15 protein-coding genes, 1 tRNA gene and 1 riboswitch are annotated in these 18,196 nt (G+C 71.7%); of the genes, 4 read left to right on the forward strand and 12 right to left on the reverse strand.

Annotated features, from left to right (window positions below; translation table 11 throughout):
* The first annotated feature begins 214 nt into the window (after positions 1 to 214).
* Complete coding sequence (locus Psi01_RS39780) at positions 215 to 1,528, forward strand: xylan 1,4-beta-xylosidase (RefSeq protein ID WP_204069373.1); 1,314 nt, start codon at positions 215 to 217, stop codon at positions 1,526 to 1,528.
* A gap of 90 nt (positions 1,529 to 1,618) precedes the next feature.
* On the opposite strand, the gene Psi01_RS39785 is transcribed toward Psi01_RS39780, so the two are convergent.
* The 8 genes from Psi01_RS39785 to Psi01_RS39820 form a co-directional block, all read right to left on the reverse strand.
* A complete protein-coding gene (locus tag Psi01_RS39785) occupies positions 1,619 to 1,942 on the reverse strand; it encodes a DMT family transporter (RefSeq protein ID WP_204069374.1) in 324 nt (107 codons plus the stop codon).
* 19 nt (positions 1,943 to 1,961) lie between these two features.
* Positions 1,962 to 2,028, reverse strand: a riboswitch (guanidine-III (ykkC-III) riboswitch).
* Between the two features lie 154 nt (positions 2,029 to 2,182).
* A tRNA-His gene (locus Psi01_RS39790) sits at positions 2,183 to 2,255 on the reverse strand.
* An 85-nt stretch (positions 2,256 to 2,340) separates the two neighbouring features.
* A complete protein-coding gene (orn, locus tag Psi01_RS39795) occupies positions 2,341 to 2,943 on the reverse strand; it encodes an oligoribonuclease (RefSeq protein ID WP_204069375.1) in 603 nt (200 codons plus the stop codon).
* A gap of 23 nt (positions 2,944 to 2,966) precedes the next feature.
* On the reverse strand, positions 2,967 to 4,217 hold the full coding sequence (locus Psi01_RS39800; RefSeq protein WP_204069376.1) for a DUF2510 domain-containing protein: 1,251 nt from the start codon (positions 4,215 to 4,217) through the stop codon (positions 2,967 to 2,969).
* 55 nt (positions 4,218 to 4,272) lie between these two features.
* Positions 4,273 to 5,706, reverse strand: coding sequence for a protein kinase family protein (locus tag Psi01_RS39805; protein WP_204069377.1), 1,434 nt, complete (start codon positions 5,704 to 5,706; stop codon positions 4,273 to 4,275).
* A 166-nt stretch (positions 5,707 to 5,872) separates the two neighbouring features.
* Complete coding sequence (locus Psi01_RS39810) at positions 5,873 to 7,396, reverse strand: serine/threonine-protein kinase (protein ID WP_239128391.1); 1,524 nt, start codon at positions 7,394 to 7,396, stop codon at positions 5,873 to 5,875.
* A gap of 127 nt (positions 7,397 to 7,523) precedes the next feature.
* The gene (locus Psi01_RS39815; RefSeq protein WP_204069378.1) at positions 7,524 to 9,566 is read right to left on the reverse strand and encodes a serine/threonine-protein kinase; all 2,043 of its coding nucleotides are present in this window, start codon (positions 9,564 to 9,566) and stop codon (positions 7,524 to 7,526) included.
* Between the two features lie 88 nt (positions 9,567 to 9,654).
* On the reverse strand, positions 9,655 to 10,308 hold the full coding sequence (locus tag Psi01_RS39820; protein ID WP_204069379.1) for a pyridoxamine 5'-phosphate oxidase family protein: 654 nt from the start codon (positions 10,306 to 10,308) through the stop codon (positions 9,655 to 9,657).
* 67 nt (positions 10,309 to 10,375) lie between these two features.
* On the opposite strand from Psi01_RS39820, the gene pdxR reads away from it, so the two are divergent.
* Positions 10,376 to 11,893 (forward strand): MocR-like pyridoxine biosynthesis transcription factor PdxR, encoded by a 1,518-nt coding sequence (pdxR, locus tag Psi01_RS39825; protein ID WP_204069380.1) that lies wholly within the window; start codon positions 10,376 to 10,378, stop codon positions 11,891 to 11,893.
* On the opposite strand, the gene Psi01_RS39830 is transcribed toward pdxR, so the two are convergent.
* Both Psi01_RS39830 and Psi01_RS39835 read right to left on the reverse strand, forming a co-directional pair.
* The gene (locus Psi01_RS39830) at positions 11,841 to 12,986 is read right to left on the reverse strand and encodes a DegT/DnrJ/EryC1/StrS family aminotransferase (protein ID WP_204069381.1); all 1,146 of its coding nucleotides are present in this window, start codon (positions 12,984 to 12,986) and stop codon (positions 11,841 to 11,843) included. The two genes, pdxR and Psi01_RS39830, sit on opposite strands and share 53 nt — an antisense overlap.
* Positions 12,987 to 13,026: 40 nt before the next feature.
* On the reverse strand, positions 13,027 to 14,112 hold the full coding sequence (locus Psi01_RS39835) for a GNAT family N-acetyltransferase (RefSeq protein ID WP_239128392.1): 1,086 nt from the start codon (positions 14,110 to 14,112) through the stop codon (positions 13,027 to 13,029).
* A gap of 229 nt (positions 14,113 to 14,341) precedes the next feature.
* Here Psi01_RS39835 and Psi01_RS39840 point away from each other — a divergent pair, with 229 nt between their 5' ends.
* Both Psi01_RS39840 and Psi01_RS39845 read left to right on the forward strand, forming a co-directional pair.
* A complete protein-coding gene (locus tag Psi01_RS39840) occupies positions 14,342 to 15,370 on the forward strand; it encodes a phosphotransferase family protein (RefSeq protein WP_204069382.1) in 1,029 nt (342 codons plus the stop codon).
* A gap of 209 nt (positions 15,371 to 15,579) precedes the next feature.
* On the forward strand, positions 15,580 to 16,959 hold the full coding sequence (locus tag Psi01_RS39845; protein ID WP_239128393.1) for a GH39 family glycosyl hydrolase: 1,380 nt from the start codon (positions 15,580 to 15,582) through the stop codon (positions 16,957 to 16,959).
* 42 nt (positions 16,960 to 17,001) lie between these two features.
* Here the strand turns inward: Psi01_RS39845 and Psi01_RS39850 are convergent, their stop codons facing one another.
* Both Psi01_RS39850 and Psi01_RS39855 read right to left on the reverse strand, forming a co-directional pair.
* Positions 17,002 to 17,502, reverse strand: coding sequence for a hypothetical protein (locus Psi01_RS39850; protein WP_204069383.1), 501 nt, complete (start codon positions 17,500 to 17,502; stop codon positions 17,002 to 17,004).
* A 41-nt stretch (positions 17,503 to 17,543) separates the two neighbouring features.
* The coding region (locus Psi01_RS39855) for a cytochrome c oxidase subunit I (protein WP_204069384.1) at positions 17,544 to 18,196 on the reverse strand (653 nt) is incomplete at its 5' end.

Raw genomic sequence — 18,196 nt, forward strand, 5'->3', positions numbered from 1 at the left:
AGATCTGGGTGATCTACGGTGATCCCGGGCCGGACGGTATAACGCTTACCTGTGATGCGCGTTGCGATTTATGCCCCTCATATCCTGTTTGTGGAACGCTCCGACCAGGGCGAACGCCAACGATCAGGTGAGGGGTCAGATGCTATCGGGCAGCGGTGGATCGGCGTGGCGGCGCTCCGGTCGGACGGTCGTGTCAGCCGCGGGAGGCGTCGCGATGGCACTGGCCCTGGCGAGCTGCTCGTCCGGCGGTTCCGCGGACCGGGCGGTCCCCGCCGGGCAGCCGTCCACCGCGTCGTCGTCGCCGTCGGCGAGCGCGGCCACGGACATCGGCGAGCCGCCGGCGGTGGAGGCCGGGTGGCCCCGGTGGGGGTTCACCCACACGGGGGTCAGCGCCAACAACATCACCCCGCGGTTCGAGCGGACCGTCGCCGAGCGGCTCTCCCGGACCCCGATGCTGCAGAACCAGCACATCATGGGGTTCGGGGCGCTCAACCCCCAGCCCTATCCCCGGGAGTTCTACTGGGAGGACCTCGACAGCCGGACCAACCTCATGAAGGAGTCCGGCGGCAAGCAGATCATCACGCTCTGCTGCGCCCCCGACTGGATGAAGGGCGGTCCCGAGGGCCCGACCTCGGACTCGGCCTGGGACGAGCACCTGGAGGACGCCCCCTACCCCGAGCACTTCGACGACTTCGCCAAGCTGTCGGCGACCGTCGCCGAGAAGTACCGCGACGTCGAGTACTTCATGGTCTGGAACGAGTTCAAGGGCTTCTGGAAGGACCACTCCAAGCCCGCGGACTACAAGGGCTACACCGAGATGTACAACAAGGTCTACGACGCGGTGAAGGCCGTGCGGCCCGACGCCAAGATCGGCGGTCCCTACCTCGGCTTCGACAGCAACAGGACCGGCAAGTCCGAGCTGCGGGGCCCGTGGGGCGTGGTCAACCAGAACGCCCTGGACGCCTTCGAGTACTGGTACGCCAACAAGAAGGGCGCCGACTTCATCGTGGTCGACGGCGCCTCGCTGACCGACGCCCACGAGATGCTGCCCGACGAGTTCGGCGCGCTGGGCAAGTTCGGCGCGGTCACCGCCTGGCTGCGCGAGCGGACCGGTGACATGCCGATCTGGTGGTCGGAGTGGTACTTCGTGCCCGAGGACGGTACCACCTGGCCCGAGCCCAAGCGGCTGGCCGTCCAGGCCGTCTCGATGATGGAGTTCGCCAGGAGCGGCGCCGCCACGGCGCTGTACTGGAACCCGCAGGCCAAGGAGGGCGCCTGCCAGGGCTGCATGTGGGACCCGGAGACCGGCGCCGAGCTCCCGACCGGCCGGCTGGTGAGCGACTTCGCCACGTGGTTCCCCGCCGACGTCCGGCTGGAGGAGGTCGCCTCCGCCGACCCCGCCGTCCGGGTGCTGGCCCAGCCCGAGCGGATGGTGATGGTCAACACGACCGACAGGGAGGTCACCACGACCGTGGACGGCCGGGAGGTCTCCCTCGACCCCTACGAGATCGAGTGGAGCGACCGCTAGCTCCTTCCTGCTCCCGAGGCGGCGCTCCAGGCCGCCGGGGTCCCGGCCGGATGAGCCCCGGCCCTGCGCGCCGGGCCCCGGGAACGGCCTCTAGTGGCCGCCGCCGGCCAGGTTGAGGCCGACGACGCCGGCGAGGATGAGGAGGACCGAGGCGATCTTGACGGGGGACGCGTCCTCCCCGAGCGCGATCATGCCCAGCGTGGCGGTGCCGACGGCGCCGATGCCGGTCCAGACGGCGTAGGCCGTACCGACGTCGAGGCTCCTGAGGGCCAGGGCCAGGAGACCGAAGCTGAGCAGGGAACTGACGACGAAGGCCAGGCTCGGCAGCGGCGCGGAGAACCCGTTGCTGAGCTTGAGCGAGTAGGCCATGGCGACCTCGAACAGACCCGCGGTGATGAGCATGAGCCAGGCCATGACGGCTCCCTTCCTTCAAGGAGCGTCGTCTTTGCAGGCCGGGTACGGCGCGTCTCGTCCGGGCGGGTCCCGGATCGGGCCCGCATCGGCGACAACGGAGGCGGAGGCGTGCGCATTCCCGGGCGCGGTCCTCGCCGCGGTGACACGGCTCACGAGCGGAGGGCCCGGTATGAGGGCTCAGCAACGCGGAGGGCCCGATCACCGGAGTGATCGGGCCCTCTGACGTGGTGCTCCACCTAGGGTGAGCGAGGGGACTTGAACCCCCGACATCCAGGACCACAACCTGGCGCTCTGCCAACTGAGCTACGCCCACCATGTTCGCCGCAACGCTGTCCGCCGCAGCAGCACATGAAAAGTGTAGCGGTGTTTGGGAGTCCTCACGCACTCCATTTATCCGGTCAACCCTGGCTGGCGGAGACGCTCTCGGCGAGCTCGCGCGCGGTGGCGGAGTCGGGGCCCGGCTGGGGCACGAAGACCGCCGCGCGGTAGTAACGCAGCTCGCGGATGCTCTCGACGATGTCGGCCAGCGCGCGGTGCCCGCCCTGCTTCTCCGGGGAGGCGAAGTAGACCCGGGGGTACCACCGCCGGGCCAGCTCCTTCACCGAGGAGACATCGATCATCCGGTAGTGCAGGAAGGCGTCGACCAGAGGCATGTCGCGAGAGATGAACGACCTGTCGGTGGCGATGGAGTTCCCGCAGAGCGGGGCCTTCTTGGGCTCCGGCACGTGGCTCTTGATGTAGTCGAGGACGAGGGCCTCGGCCTCGGCCAGGGTGACGCCGCCGCCCAGCGCGCTCAGCAGGCCGGAGGCGGTGTGCATCTCCCGCACCACCTCCGACATCTGCTCCAGTGCCTCCGGCGGGGGCTTGATGACCACGTCCACCCCCTCGTCCAGCCGGTTGAGCTCACCGTCGGTCACCACGCAGGCCACCTCGATGAGGGCGTCACGTCCGAGGTCGAGCCCCGTCATCTCACAGTCGATCCAGACCAGGAGGTCACTCATAGCTTTCAGAGTAATGCCCCCCGTCACGAGAGCTTCAGCGACTTGAGCACGCGGCTGGTCACCGAGAAGTCGAGATTGTCGGGGATGGACATGTAGAGCACGGCCGGCGGCCTTCCCGCACCCCGGTCGACCAGGACGAAGGTGACCCGCTCCTTCTTCCACTTCCACCCGTAGGCCTCACTCGACCGGGAGAAGTCGAAGTCGAGCGTGAACTGCCAGGCGGGCTTGCCGCTGACCTCGATGGCCTTGTTCTCGACGACGTCGCGCAGGTGCTGCGGCTTGTAGAAGACCGGATCGAAGGCGTGCAGCAGCGTCGCAGCCGTGGCCTTCATGCTCTCGACGCCGTCGTAGTTGTAGGCGTCCGGCAGTTCCCCGGTGTAGACGTTGCCGAGCCAGTCGCTGCCCTTGCCGTCGTAGTTCGCGTGGGAGGTCATCACGATCCCGCTGGTCCAGGTGAACCCGAGTTGGTCGGGCCCGCTGAGCGGCGGGACTTTCCACCTGTCGTCGGGGTACTCGTAGGACAGCCCGGTGACGGGGTCGGAGACGCGCCCGGACTCCGGCTGGGGCAGCTCGGTGGCCGGCGGAGACTGGGCCGGCTCGCTCGGCGCCGGCGTGGAACTCGGCGTGGAGCTCGGCGTCGGGTCCGGGCTGGGCTGCTGCTGCGAGGCCGTGGGCGCGGACGAGGGGCTGCTCGCGTTCCGCGTGCGGTCCGGGTTGAACACGAACATGGCGGCGACCACGATCCCGACGACCAGGACGACCGCTCCGGTGCCGCCCAGGATCCACGGCAGCGAGCTCTTCTTTGCCGGCTGCGGCGGGCCCGGCGGGCCGGGGAAGGCCCCCTGGGGACCGGGGGGGAAGGCTCCCTGCGGGCCGTACCCGGGAGAGGGCATCTGCGCCGTGTCACCGGGGGCGCCGCCCCACGGGGGCTGCTGCAGCTGGGCCGTGCCGCCGCCCTGCGGGGGCACCGGGGGATACTGCGGACCGGTTCCCTGCGGAGGCACCGGGGAGTACTGCGGGCCCGTGCCCTGCGGGGGCAGGGGGGCGTGCTGCGGGCCGGTTCCCTGTGGAGGCACCGGAGGGTGCTGGGGACCCGTGCCCTGCGGGCCCGCGGGAGGGAACGACGGGCCGGTCTGCGCGGCGGGCGCGGCGGCCTGTCCGGCCGGTGCGTCCGTCTGGTGGGTGGCGTCGGTCCACTGGCCGCCGTCCCACCATCGCAAATGGGGAGAACCGTAGGGATCGGGATACCACCCTGCGGGGGTCTGCGTGGTCATGGGCGCCAGAGTAGTAAGAACCGGAATGTGCTGCATTCCGGACCTTCGATGACGTTCATGAACATTTATAAGTGAAGGTCGCCTTGTCCTCGATCGACGCGCCCTCGGGAAGCGGTGAGAGCAGCCGCAGCGTGGCCGTTCCCTTGAAGCTCCCCTCGCCCTTGACGGTCCAGGAGAGGCTCACCTCATGGGAGGTCTTCCCCGCCTCCACCGTGTCGGTCTGGTTGATCGGCGCCTTCCGGTCGCTGCGCCTCCACTGGTAGCGGATCTCGCCCGCTTCACCGTTGGTGGTGAGCACGCCCCGGATCCTGACCGTCGAGTTGCAGCCCTGCGTCTTCTTCGGTGTGATCACGTCCACCTTCGCCACCTCCAGAGGCTGCGACACCCCCCGCAGCAGCCAGGCGACCAGGGCCGCCACGACCAGCAGGGCCACCGCCACCGCGGACAGGGCGGTACGGCGGCGCCGCGCGGCCGCCGCCCGGGGCGCCCGGACCGCCTGCAGCCGTTCGGCGGGCAACATGGTCTCCTGCTGGTGGCGGCCCGCGCGCCAGATCTGCTCGGCCGTGGTCTCCAGCGGCACCCCCGGGCCGAACCGCACGACGACGTCGTCGGCGCGGCCCCCGCCGGTAGCGGTGCCGGCGTTCCCGGCGCCGGTGAAGCCCTCGCCGTTCCTGGAGACGTGCAGCAGGGTGACGATGTCCCCCTCGTCGGGGACGGCCGGGACCGGGTGCCCGGCCTGGGTGGGAACCTCGCGGGCGGCCCACCAGTGCAGGGTCTCCACCAGCCTGTCGCGGGTGGGGAATCCCTGCGGCAGCAGGTCGCGCCCGGCCAGCAAGACGTCGCGGGCCGCGGCGAGACCGCGGGTGGAGGCCGTGGCCGCCGCCCGCTCGAACAGCTCGGCGGAGCGGGGGGTGTCCGCGGCCCAGGTGGCGGCCAGGCCGAGGGCGAGGGAGGCCCAGGCCGTGACGTCGCGCTCCGGCGCCGGAAGACGCCCGTTCAGGGCGTCGGCCAGCCCGCGTTCGGAGAGCAGGGCCGTCCCGCTGGGAGCGATCACCACGGTGCCGGGATGCAGCGCCCCGTGGGCGAGCCCGGCGGCGTGCACGGCCAGCAGGGTCTGCGCGGTCTCGGCCAGGATGACGGCCGCGCTGCCCGCGTCGGGCCGGGGCGCGCCGGGCGTCTCGGCGAGCAGGTCGGTCAGGGTCGGGCTGACCGGCTCGGCGGTGAGCAGCCAGACCTCGTGCTGTGCGGCGATCAGGTCGGCGACCGGGACCAGCCCGGTCAGCCCCGCCTGGGCCAGCCTGCGGTCGGCGACCACGGCCGCGACCAGTTCCTCACGCGTCGCCGGATGGGCCACCATCCGCGGATCGAACTTCAGCACGCTGGCGGGCCTGCCGTCGGCCGAGACCGCCGCCGCCCACGTGCCCAGTTCGCCGATCCATGTCCGGCCGGTCAGCCGGAAGCCGCCGATCTCCCCCCGATCGGTGTTCATCGCCCTGCTCGCCCCGTCATTCAGATCGTCCTGTCATCTGCCACCGCCCGCGGCGCCGTACCGCCGTCCAGCGGCTCACCGTCAGTGTGAACGGAACCGCGCCGCCCGTCACCCGCCCGGCGGCGACCGGAACCGAGGGAACGGCCCGGAGGCCGATCCCGTTCTCTCACCGCGGCGTCTCCTCGGGAGGGGTGCTGCTCGGAGTGCTGCTCGCGGTGGCCGTCGCGGTGGGAGTCGCCGTGGTGGGCCTGGCGGTGGGCCGGGTGGGCCTGACGGTGGGCGCGGCCGTCGTCCGCGTGGGCGTCGCGGTGGGCGTGGGAGCGGTCGTCCTGGTGGGGGGCGCGTCCGGCTGACCCAAGTCGGAGTTCTCCTCGGAGGTGGGCGAGGGGGACGGCTTCCTCGTCGGAGCCCTCGTGGGCGCCTTGGTCGTCGGCTTCCTGGTGGGCTTGGCCGTCGGGGTGGCCCTGGGGGCGGTCGTCGCGGGCGGAGGGGCGGCCGTGCCGGTCGGTGCGGTGGTCGGCGCCGCGGTGGGCTCCGGGGTCTCCTCCGCCGGATCCTCCGTGGGCTCCTCGGTCTCCTCGACCGGGACGACCGACTCCTCGGGCTCGGTGGGCTCCGGGGTCGGGGAACTGGCCGCGCTCTGCGTCTGGATCGCGGGGGTGTCGTCGGAGCCGACCAGCACGACGGTCACCCCGGCGATCACCGCGACGCACGCGGCGCCGACCAGGAGCTTGGTGCTCAGCTTGCTGAGCAGGGACCTGGAACCGCCCTCACCGAGGTCGGTCTCCGCGAGCGAGGTGTCGGTCTCCGGCGCCTTCTCCTCCAGCGGGAACAGCGCCGCCAGCAGTCCGGCGAGCGCGGCCAGCCGGCGGCGGCCGCGTTCCTGCCAGTCCGGGCCGTAGGCCTCGGCGGCCACCGCCTCCAGCTCGGCAAGGAACGCGGCGGCGGTCGGCGGCCGGTCGGCCGGGTGCTTGGCCAGTCCCCGCTCCACCAGCCCCTGCAGCGCCGGCGGGACCTCCTCGACGGGCGGCGGCATGACCTGGTGCTGGCGGGCCAGCGCGGGCACGCTCTGCGCGCGGAAGGGACGGGTGCCCGTCAGGCACTCGAAGAACACGACGGTGGCGGCGTAGACGTCGGTGGACGGCCCGGCGGGGGAGCCCGTCCACTGCTCGGGCGCCATGTACGGCGGCGTGCCGGCCGGGGCGTCCCCGTCTCCGGCGCGCACCGCGATGCCGAAGTCGACCAGCCTGCTCGTGCCGTCGGCCTCGACCATCACGTTCTCGGGCTTGAAGTCGCGGTGCACGACTCCGGCCTTGTGCGCGGCGGCCAGGCCCATGAGCGAGCCCCTGAGCACCAGCAGCGCGGCCTCGGGGCCGGTCGGGCCCTCGGAGCGCAGGAGGGCGCGCAGGGCGACGCCGTCGACCAGCTCCATGACGATGGCGGCGCCCTCGCCGGTCTCCACATAGTCGTACAGCCGTACGGCGTGCCGGTCGTTCAGGCTGTGCAGGACCCTGGCCTCGTGCCGGAACCGGGCCACGAAGCTGACGTCGCTCCGGAGCTCCTCGGACAGATACTTGATCGCGACCAGGATGCCATTGGCATCGTGCCGCGCCATCACCACGCGGCCGGCGGCGCCGGCGCCCAGCTCGCGAATCTCCGTGTAACCGGGGACCCGCCAGGCTGATGGCATGCCGTGCATAACGGTCTCCTCTGTAGCCTGGGCCCCCACCCGTAACAGACGGACCGTATTTTAGCCATAAGATCACAAAGTCCGCTGATAAATCATGAATCGGTCTCAGCGGGTGGATGGTCGGTGATCACCCTGTCTGTTCAGACCCGGGAGCCTCGCCTGACGGCCGGCCCGTCTTGTCGGACGGCTTCTTCTCCTTCACCGGCGCGTCCGGTGTCTTCTGCGGAGCCTTGCTCGGCGTCTTGTCCGGTGTCTTCTCCGGCGTCTTCTGAGGTGTCTTCTGGGGCTTCTTGCCGGGCGAGTCCGCGGTGGGCGTCGCGGACGGCTTCGGGCAGGCGGGGATCCTGCCGCTGACCCGGTCCGCCCTGCCGGGGGGAAGCCCGGTCGCGGTCACGCTCCACATGGAGCCGCAGGCGGCCTTCGGGACGGAGAAGCGGACCGTCCGGAGATAGGAGGTCGCCCCGGTCAGGGGCACGACCCGCTGCCGGATCGCCTGGCCCACCCGGAAGACGACGCGCAGGCGCACCGCCCGGGTGTCGGCGGAGTTCACCGTGACCGAGACGACGGCCGCGCCCCCGGCGGTGACGTTGGCCCGCACCACGTTCACCCGCCGCACCTCCGGCCGCGGCGTGGGAGTCGGCGTGCGCGTCCGGGTGGGTCTCACCGTCGGGGTGACCGTCGGTGTGGCCGTCCGCGTGCGGGTCGGCGCGGACGTGGCCGTCTGCGTGGCCGTCTGCGTGGCCGTCTGAGTGGCCGTCTGAGTGGCCGTCTGGGTGGCCGTCTGGGTGGCCGTCTGCGTTCGGGTGGGGGTCACCGTGCGCGTGGGCGTCGCGGTGGACGGCTGCGACGACGCGCTCGCCGTGGCGGTGGAGGACGCGGTGGAGGACGCGGTGGAGGACGCGGTGGAGGACGCCGTGGACGTGGCCGTCCCCGCCGGGGATGTCCCGCTCGCGGTGGCGGTCGGCTCGGTGAGCCCGCCGGCCCCGGGCGGGTTCCCGACCGGCCCCGGCGGCTCCGCGGAAGGCGGCTCCGCGCCGGAGGAGGTCTCCGGGGACTCCGGGGAGGAGGAGCGGACCGGCGGGGTGGGGAACGCCGGGATCGGGGTGGAGGGCGGCGCGGCCGCGGCGATGTCGATCCGCTGCGGCTCCGGCGGCCGGTCTGCGGCCAGCGCGTAGTAACTCGCGCCGACGGCGAGGACCGCCAGGCCGGTGGCGCCGGCCACCACGCCGGTGGCCTTGTTGCGCGCCGCGTCGAGCACGGTGCGGAACAGGGTGCTGCCACCCTTCGGCTGCGGCGGACCGCCGCGGAACAGCAGCGGCAGCAGCAGGGCCAGCGCGGCCAGCCGGCGCCGCCCCCTCTCCTCCCAGTCCTCGCCGTACCCCGCCGCCGCCGCGGCCTCCAGCTCGGCCACGAAACGGGCGGCGCCGTACGGGCGGTCGCGGGGGTCCTTGGCCAGCCCGCGGGCGACCAGCTCCCGGACCGGCTCGGGGACCTCGTCGATGGGGATGGGGGCGGTGCGGTGCTGGTGCATCAGCACCACCCGCTCGGTCGCCCGATACGGCCGGTAGCCGGTCAGGCACTCGAAGAAGACCGTCGTGGCGGCGTACACGTCGGTGGCGGGGGAGGCCGGGGCTCCCGCCCACTGCTCGGGCGCCATGTACGGCGGCGTGCCCGCGGGCCGGTCGGCGTCGCCGACGCGGACGGCGATGCCGAAGTCGACCAGCTTGCTCGTGCCGTCCGCCTGGACGAGCACGTTCTCGGGCTTGTAGTCGCGGTGCACCACGCCGATCCGGTGGGCGGCGTCCAGGCCGGTGAGCGAGCCCTTGAGCACGACGAGGGCGGCCTCCGGCCCGGTGGCGCCGTGCTCGCGCAGCAGCCCGCGCAGGGAGATCGCGTGGACGGCCTCCATCACGATGGCGGCGTTGCCCGACTGCTCGACGTACTCGTACAGCCGCGCCACGTTCGGGTCGACGAGCTCCACCAGGAGCCTGGCCTCGGCCCTGAACCTGGTCAGGAAGTCCGGCTCGTCCCTGAGGGACTCGGCCAGGTACTTGATGGCCACCTGCACGCCCGACGCGTCGTGGCGGGCGAGCACCACCCGGCCGCCGCCGCCCACGCCGAGCTCATGTAACTCGGTGTATCCCGGCGCGATCCATCCGCTGGCCGTCATCGCGCCCTCCACTGCTCGGGTGCGCGTTCTCCTACGAGGGTCCTCCTATGAGACGTGTGTTTCCGCTGACCGGTTTGCGCGAGCCGCCTTACCTAATGGTTATGGTTCGCGACGCGATGTGCGGGGGAACCTCCACATCCGCGGTCATCGCGGGGTCCGGCTCGGGATCGCCCCACGTCGTGCGCAGCGGCAGCACCCCGGCCCAGACCGGCAGCGCGTAGTCCTCCTCGTCGTCGACCGGCGGGCCCTGCCGCACCTTCACCGAGGCCTCCTCCAGGGAGAGGGCGAGCACGGCCGTGGCGGCGAGCTCCTTCCTGGTCGGCGGGCGGGTGGCGGCCCACTGCCCGGGGGCGAGCTGCTCGGTGATCGCGCGCAGCCCGGCGAGGTGCTCCTCGGGGTCGTCCACGATGCGGGGAACACCGTAGATCATGGCGGAGCGGTAGTTGACCGAGTGGTGGAAGACCGAGCGGGCCAGCACGATGCCGTCCAGATGGGTGACGGTGACGCAGACCTCGCCGCCGGAGCGGCCGGCGCGCAGGGAGGCGGCCCCGGTGGAGCCGTGGATGTAGAGGGTGTCGCCGATGCGGCCGTATCCGGTGGGCACGACCATCGGGGAGCCGCCGACCACGACGCCCAGATGGCAGATCAGGCCGGCGTCCAGCACGGCGTACAGGTCGTCGCGATCGGTCCGGGCCCGCTGCCTGCCGCGGTTGAGGGTGGTACGGGGAGTCGTGGAGAGCATGCCCCTAACCTAGGAAGAAGTGGATACGGGAAACACGTCCACTTCATGGAGCTTCCGGGAGACCACTTTGCCGCGCCCGCTCGTCGACCTGCCCGTCTCGGTGGACCGGAGCCGCGCCGTCCCGCTGTCGGCCCAGCTCTGCGACGAGCTGCGCGCCGCCATGCGCGACGGCGCACTCAAACCCGGCGAGCGCCTGCCCTCCACCCGGGCCCTGGCCGCCCAGCTCGCCGTCAGCCGGACCGTCGTCACCGAGGCCTACCAGCAGCTCTACGCCGAGGGCTGGCTGGAGGGCCGGCACGGCTCCGGCACCTACGTGGCCGACCTGCTGGCCCCGGTACGGCCCGGCGCAGAACCGCCCTCCGCCGGCCGGTGCGGCGCGGCGTCCGCGGCGACCGGGGAGCCCGCCATCCGCCTGCCGCCGCCCGTCCTGACCGCCTCCGGCAGGTTCCGGCACGGCGTGTCGGGCGGACCAGGTGGGCGGCGCGCGCCGTACGACGGGGAGCACGGCGGGGAGGTCGTCGACCTGCGGCCGGGGCGGCCGTGGGTGCGCGACTACGACCGCGCCGCCTGGCGCAGGGCGTGGCGCGGCGCGGCGGACCTGCCGCCGGGGGACGATCCCGACTCCCACGGCCTTCCCCGGCTGCGGGAGGCGCTGGCCGGGCACCTGCGCAGGACCAGGGGAATCCTGGTCGGCCCGGAGAACATCATGGTCACGCGCGGGACCGGCAACGGCCTCGACCTCGTCGCGGCCACCCTGCTGCGCCCCGGCGACCGGGCCGGGGTGGAGGAGCCGGGCTACCGGGTGGCCAGGAACGTCTTCGCGGCCCGGGGCGCCGAGATCGCGCCCTGCCCGGTGGACGCCGACGGCGTCGTCGTGGACGGGCTCCCCGGCGATCTGCGCGTTCTGTACACCACCCCCGCCCACCAGTACCCCCTCGGCGGGCGCCTGCCGATGCCCCGTCGCGAGCGCCTGCTGGCCTGGGCCCGCCGTACCGGGGCGCTCGTCGTGGAGGACGACTACGACGCCGAGTTCCGTTACGACGTCGCCCCGCTGCCCGCGCTGTACGGCCTGGACCCGCGGCGGGTGGTGCTGCTCGGCACGCTGTCCAAGACCCTGTCCCCGGACGTCGGCGTGGGCTGGATCGTGGCCGCCCCCGAACTGCTCGACGCCGTGGCCCTGACCCGCGACGCGCTGGCCGACCGGACCGCCGGCCCGGTCCAGCAGGCGGTGGCCGCGCTCCTGGAGAGGGGTGACCTGGAGCGGCACCTGCGCCGCATGCGGCTGGAGTACGCCCGGCGGCGGGCCGCGATCGTGGAGATCCTCGGCCCCCGCGTGATGGGCGACACCGCGGGCCTGCACGTCATGGTGGAGCTGCCCGAACACGCGGTCGCGCCCCTGGTCGAGGCCGCCCGCGAGCGCGGCGTGCTGCTGGAGACCCTCGAACGCCACCACCACGGGCCGCCGCGCAGGCACGGCCTGGTGATCGGGTACGGCTCCGCCTCGCAGGCTCAGATCAGACGGGCGGCCGCGGTCATCGCGGAGCTGACGGAACGGGCGGAGGCGGGGCCGGGGCGAGGGACCTGACCACGGGCAGCGCGCGCCGGGCGTACAGCGGGTCGACCGGGAGCACGTGCCGTCCCCACCAGCGCGCCACCTCCGGCGAGGGGGAGGCCTCGGTGTACTCCGGCAGATAGTCGTCGTAGGGCGGGTCGTAGAGATAGCCGGTCGCCACGCCGTGGCGCTCCAGCGCGGCGACGGCCTCGTCCCGCTCGGCCACCAGCAGCGGGACCCGGAAGAGCGGCTGGTCCAGGTGCCGGCGCACGCCCGCCGCCACGGTCGGCAGCTCCGCCAGCGTCCGCACCCCGGCGATCCGCCGCTCCCGCTGACCGGGCAGGACGCTCAGGCGCCTGGACTGGTACCACCGCGCCAGGGGTCCCCGCCGGGTGCGGTAGTCGTGCAGGTCGGCCCGGACCCAGGAGTCGAAGGCCGGCAGGTCGGGGGCGTGCTTGAGGGCCAGCTTCACATCGGCCGGCCGCGCGGCGATCCGGTAGCCGTCCCTGGCCTCCTCGATGCCCAGCGTCCGCGCCGTCCGCAGCGCGGGCCTGACCATGTTGAGGCGCAGCGCCATGTGCCTGACCGTCGAGGTGAACACCGAGTAGACCTCGTGGGCGAACGTCCCGGGCAGCAGCAGCCGGTCGCGCTCACGCTCCAGCACCCGCAGGTCCGACTCACGCTCGACCGCCAGCACCCCGCCGGAGCCGGCCCCCGGGTGCTTGGAGAGGCTGTAGACGCCGGCGGCGCCGAAGGTGCCCAGGGGACGGCCGTCGACCGTGGTCTCGATCCCGTGCGCGACGTCCTCGATCAGGGTCTTGCCCGCGAACGCGGCCAGCCTGTCGGGCAGGCCGTACAGGTTCGTGGTCAGGACCGCGTCCACCGCGGACAGGTCGACCGCGGCGGTGTCGATGTTGCCGTCCTCGGGGCTGAGCGGGGCCATCACCGGGCGCAGGCCCGCGGCGAGCACCAGGAACAGGATCTCGTCGGCGGAGATCGGCGACATCAGCAACCGCTCGCCGGGCGCGCACCAGTGGCGCAAGGCCAGGTAGAGGCCCAGGCGGTTGGACGGAAGGAGGAGACAGCGGCGGCCGGTCAAGCCGGCCACCTGTTCTTCGGGGCTCACCCTGTCGAGCCGGAGATGGTCATCACCTCTCGATGATGACCTACGAAGATTGCAGCGAGGTGCGGATGCGGCCGAAGGTTTTCAAAGCCTTGTCCGCAGTGTTGCGAAGAGCCGGGTTGGCCAGGACGGTTCCCCGCGCCTTGCGGACCGGCACCCGGAGCATCCAGTGGACCCCCGCGCCGGGGGAGGTCCGGGCGATCCGGCCCTCCACGACCTCGTACTCGCCGTTCTTGAGCTTCTCCTTGTACTCCTTCTCACCGCGGCCCATGTCGATGACCTGGATCCCGGACCCGGCGGCCTTCTCGGCCATGGCCAGGTGGTGGATCAGCCCGGGGGAGTACTTGGCGAAGGCGGTGTCGTAGGCGGGGAACCAGCCCGCCAGGGTGGTCGCGGTGCGCAGCCCGAAGTGGCCGGCCATCGGGCGGCCGTCCACGTAGACCATGTCCAGCGTCCCGGCGAAGTGCTCGGTGTCGGTGGCCAGCAGGCGCTCGACGAGCTCGACGATCCACGGCTTGGAGAACCGGTCGGTGCGGCCGGTCCGGCGGTACTGGTCGGTCTTCCAGCCGAGCAGCGTGCGCAGCGCGACGGGGTCGGTGGTGGCGTAGTCGTGCCGGAGCGGCCCGACGTCCCGCTGGAGCTTGCGGCTCTTGTAGGCGGTCGTGCGGTAGGTCTTGCCCGAGGTGACCTTGATCGTCTCGATGTAGGACTCGTAGCCGTCGCGCATGTCGATGATCGGCGACGGGTGGCGGGTGTGCCGGGCGGGCAGCAGCGGCTGCGTCGAGACCAGGTGGTCGAACTCGAGCACGGCCAGGCCGCAGTCCTTGAGCAGCTGCTGCGGGTCGAACTCCACGTCCTTGGCGTACACCATCCCCTGTGCGTCGGTCAGCCCGGCTGCCACCGGCTGGCCGATGCCCAGCGGATGCCGCTCGAACGGCAGGAAGCCGACGATGTCGGGCCCGTCCTGCATGATCGCGACCCGGACATGGTCTCTCAGACTTCCCACCGTGACGGTGAACTCCGGGGACAGGAAGGGGCTGTCGAAGGCCGGCGTGGCGGTCTGGAGCTCTCTCCAGCGGCCGATCTCGGCTGCTCCGAGGTCACGGGGGTGAACTATAGAGACGCGCATGGGCTCCTACTGGGACTTGGGGTGTGCGGATTCCCCTACGCACTCCAGCATGACTATCAGGGGTATCGATCTACTGACCATCTTGCCGGGTGGCGCGTAATGTAACGGTAAAGGATGGGAATGCCCGACAGGGCATCGGACATGCATGTTTTCTTGATTGACAGGGACTTATCAGGGGGTGGGGGCGTGGGGTGGCGCTCCCTCTAGAATAGGTTTCTAATTGCAGGCTATGAACACTCCTGGCATCGACCGGGCCCGGCTGGCCACCTGGATGTCCGCCAACCTCCCCGAGGCGGGAGAGCCCGCCGCCGTCTCCCTCATCTCCGGTGGACGCTCCAATCTGACCTATGTCGTCGAGACCCCGCAGCGCCGCCTGGTGCTGCGCCGCCCCCCGCTGGGTCATGTCCTGCCCACCGCCCACGATATGCGGCGCGAGTGGCGGGTGATCTCCGCCCTGGCCCCGACCCCGGTGCCCGTCCCCGAACCGGTCGCCTTCTGCGGCGACGAGGACGTCATCGGGGCGCCCTTCTATCTCATGGGACACGTGGACGGCGCCTCCGTACGGAGCCAGGAGGACGCCGCGAGCCTGACCCCCGGGCAGACCCGCCGGCTGTCGGAGCGGCTGGCCGAGGTGCTCGCGGCGATCCACGCGGTCGACTACCGGGAGGTGGGCCTGGGCGACTTCGGCCGTCCCGAGGGATACATGGCCCGCCAGCTGGAGCGCTGGGGCCAGCAGTGGGAGCGCTCGAAGACCGCCGACCTGCCCGAGCACGACCGCCTGGCGGCCCGCCTGCGCGAGCGCCTGCCCGCCCGCTCCGCCTCAGCCCTGGTGCACGGCGACTACCGGCTCGACAACACGCTCGTACGGCTCGCGCCCGAGCCCGACATCCTCGCCGTCGTCGACTGGGAGATGTCCACCCTCGGCGACCCCCTGGCCGACCTCGGCCTCACCCTGACCTACTGGCAGGACCCCGGCGACGACGAGCGCGCGTCGATCCCGGTGGCCGCCGGGGTGACCGTCGCCCCCGGCTTCCTGACCGCCCGGGAGTTCGCCGCCCACTACGCCAAGGTCTCCGGGGCCGATCTCACCGACCTGGACTTCTACGTGGCCTTCGGGAACTACAAGCTGGCGGTCATCGTCGAGGGCATCCACGCCCGCTTCCTGCAGGGCAAGACCGTGGGGGAGGGATTCGAGCACATCGGCGCGGGCGTCCCGACGCTCATCGAGCGCGCCCACCGGGTGCTGGACGGGCTGTAGACCCTCAGAACCCCTCCAGACTCACCGGTACGGCGCCGGCCTCAGGTTCAAGTGGCCTGCAAGCGCTCCCGATACGGTAGGAATGCAGCACAACCCCTTGTCCACACGCGGCCGTAACGCTTCCCTGTGAACACGTGCGCGCGCACGGTCATGCCGCCGGCCGCCGTGGAACGCTGTAATCCGCCGAAACGAGGATCGAGGACGCACCGGTGATACCGACGAAGGGAAGGCACCAGAGGAGGCGCCCGAGCTGGCCGGTCGCGCTGGGGGCGGGGGTCGTCACATTGGCGCTCATCGCCGCGATCGTCGTGTACTCCTCGGGCTCCGACAGGCCGCGCGGGCAGGTCATGACGATCCCCCCGTCCGAGGCGGCGCCGTCGCTCGCCCAGCCGCCCGTGACGGAGTCCTGGCCGCGCTGGGGGGTCACGCACACCGAGTACAGCGCGACCAACGAGACGGCCCGGGTCAGAGACGAGGCCTCCCACGTGCTGAGCCGGGTGCCCCTCGTCCAGAACCAGCACATCATGGGCTGGGGCGCGGGCAACCCCGAGCCCGCACCCGGCAAGTACGACTTCCGCGACCTCGACCGTCGCGTCAAGTTCATGTCCGACTCCCAGGCCGTCCCGGTGATCACGCTCTGCTGCGCGCCCGACTGGATGAAGGGCGGCAGCGAGGGCCGCACCGACTGGAGCCAGAGCTCGCTGGAGACCGCGCCCCGGCGTGAGCACTTCGACGACTTCGCCAAGCTGGTCACGACCGTGGCCAAGCGCTATCCCACGGTCAAGCACTACATGGTCTGGAACGAGTTCAAGGGCTTCTGGAACAACGCGCAGAACCGCTGGGACGCCGAGGCCTACACCGAGATGTACAACAAGGTCTACGACGCTCTGAAGGCCGTGGACGAGGACATCAAGGTCGGCGGGCCGTACGTGCCGATCCTGAGCAACAAGAACGGCCGCGGCTCGGAGCTGCAGGGGCCGTGGGGCGTCGCCGACCAGCGTGACCTGGACGCCGTCGAGTACTGGATCAAGAACAAGAAGGGCGCCGACTTCATCGTGATCGACGCCGCCTCGGTGACCAGGGACGCCGGCATCCACCCCGACGAGTTCACCGCGCTCGGCAAGTTCAGCGCCATCACCACGTGGCTGCGCCAGAAGAGCGGCAACATGCCCGTCTGGTGGGCGGAGTGGTACGTCGCCCCCGACAACGTCGACTGGACCGAGGAGCGCCGCACCGCCGTCCAGGCGGTGGCCATGATGGAGTTCGCCGCCAGCGGCGCCACCACGGCCCTGTACTGGAACCCGCAGCGCAAGGCAGGCCAGCGGGACTGCCCCGGCTGCCTGTGGATCCCGGGAGAGGGGCAGGAGATGCCGATGGCGGGCCTCCTGAGCGGGTTCACCAAGTGGTTCCCCGGCGGCGTGACGCTGGAGAACCTCACGTCCTCCGATCCCAAGGTGCGGGTGCTGGCCCAGCAGCGCATGCTGGTCATGGTCAACACCAGCGACGCGCCCGTCACCACCACCGTGGACGGCAAGCAGTTCGAGCTGAAGCCCTACGAGATCAAGTGGAGCGAGCGCGGCGGCGCCTGACCCGGCTCAGGCGCCCGCCTGCTCACGGAGTCTCACGGAGTCTCACGGAGTCTTCGGGGTCTTCAGGGTCTTCGGGGTCTTCAGGGTCTTCGGGGTCTTCGGGGTCTTCGGGGTCTTCGGGGTCTTCGGGGTCTTCGGGGTCGGGACGTACCGGTTGTACGGGTCGTACCGGTCATGCCGGGAAGTCCGGGCCGCGGTGGGCTCCGCCTCGATCCTGACGATCTCGCCCGTCCTGTCGGGCACGCACGGCGCCGCCTGTCTCGTCGGGGTGATCGAGGAGGCCGCCGCTCTCGGCGGCCGCGGCCGGCAGGACGGTTCGGACATGACGATGGTGAAGCAGGCGGGCACCAGCGCCACGGTCAGGGTGGCCAGGACGACGTAGACGATCTCCCGCCGGCTCACCGGGCAACTGAAGCACCGGCCGGCGCGCGCGGGCCGGGCGGCGTTCAGAGCGTCGATTCGGCGGGCGAAGGCGCGGTCCCCCTCCCGCAGCATCCGTTCGATCTGCATCAGGATCCGGTCCTCCCCGCTCGGCGGGTTCATGGGACACGGCTCCCGACGCAGATCATGCCGGGCATGCGAGATCAGCTCTTCCGCGCGGGACCGGCCGGTTCACGCGGCGGCGGCTGCATGTCCAGCCGGGGATGGTGCAGATCGAACGCGGGCCGTTCGGAGCGGATGCGCGGCAGCGAGGTGAAGTTGTGCCGCGGCGGCGGGCACGAGGTGGCCCACTCCAGCGAGTTGCTGTAGCCCCACGGGTCGTCCACGGTCACCCGCGGCGCGTGACGTGCGGTGTGCCAGACGTTGTAGACGAACGGCAGCGTGGAGATGCCCAGGATGAGGGCGCCGACCGAGGAGACCACGTTCAGGTCGGTGAAGCCGTCGATGTGGTGATAGTCGGCGTAGCGGCGCGGGAAGCCCTCGGCGCCCAGCCAGTGCTGCACCAGGAAGGTGGTGTGGAAGCCGATGAACAGCAGCCAGAAGTGCACCTTGCCCAGGGTCTCGTTGAGCATCCTGCCGGTGAACTTCGGCCACCAGAAGTAGAAGCCCGCGAACATCGCGAACACCACGGTGCCGAAGACGACGTAGTGGAAGTGGGCCACCACGAAGTAGGAGTCCGTCACGTGGAAGTCCATCGGCGGTGAGGCCAGGATGACGCCGGTCAGGCCGCCGAACAGGAAGGTGACCAAGAACCCGACCGCCCAGAGCATCGGTGTGTGCATCGCGATGTAGCCGC

The sequence above is a fragment of the Paraplanobispora siamensis genome, from assembly GCF_016863175.1.
Classification (GTDB): domain Bacteria; phylum Actinomycetota; class Actinomycetes; order Streptosporangiales; family Streptosporangiaceae; genus Planobispora; species Planobispora siamensis.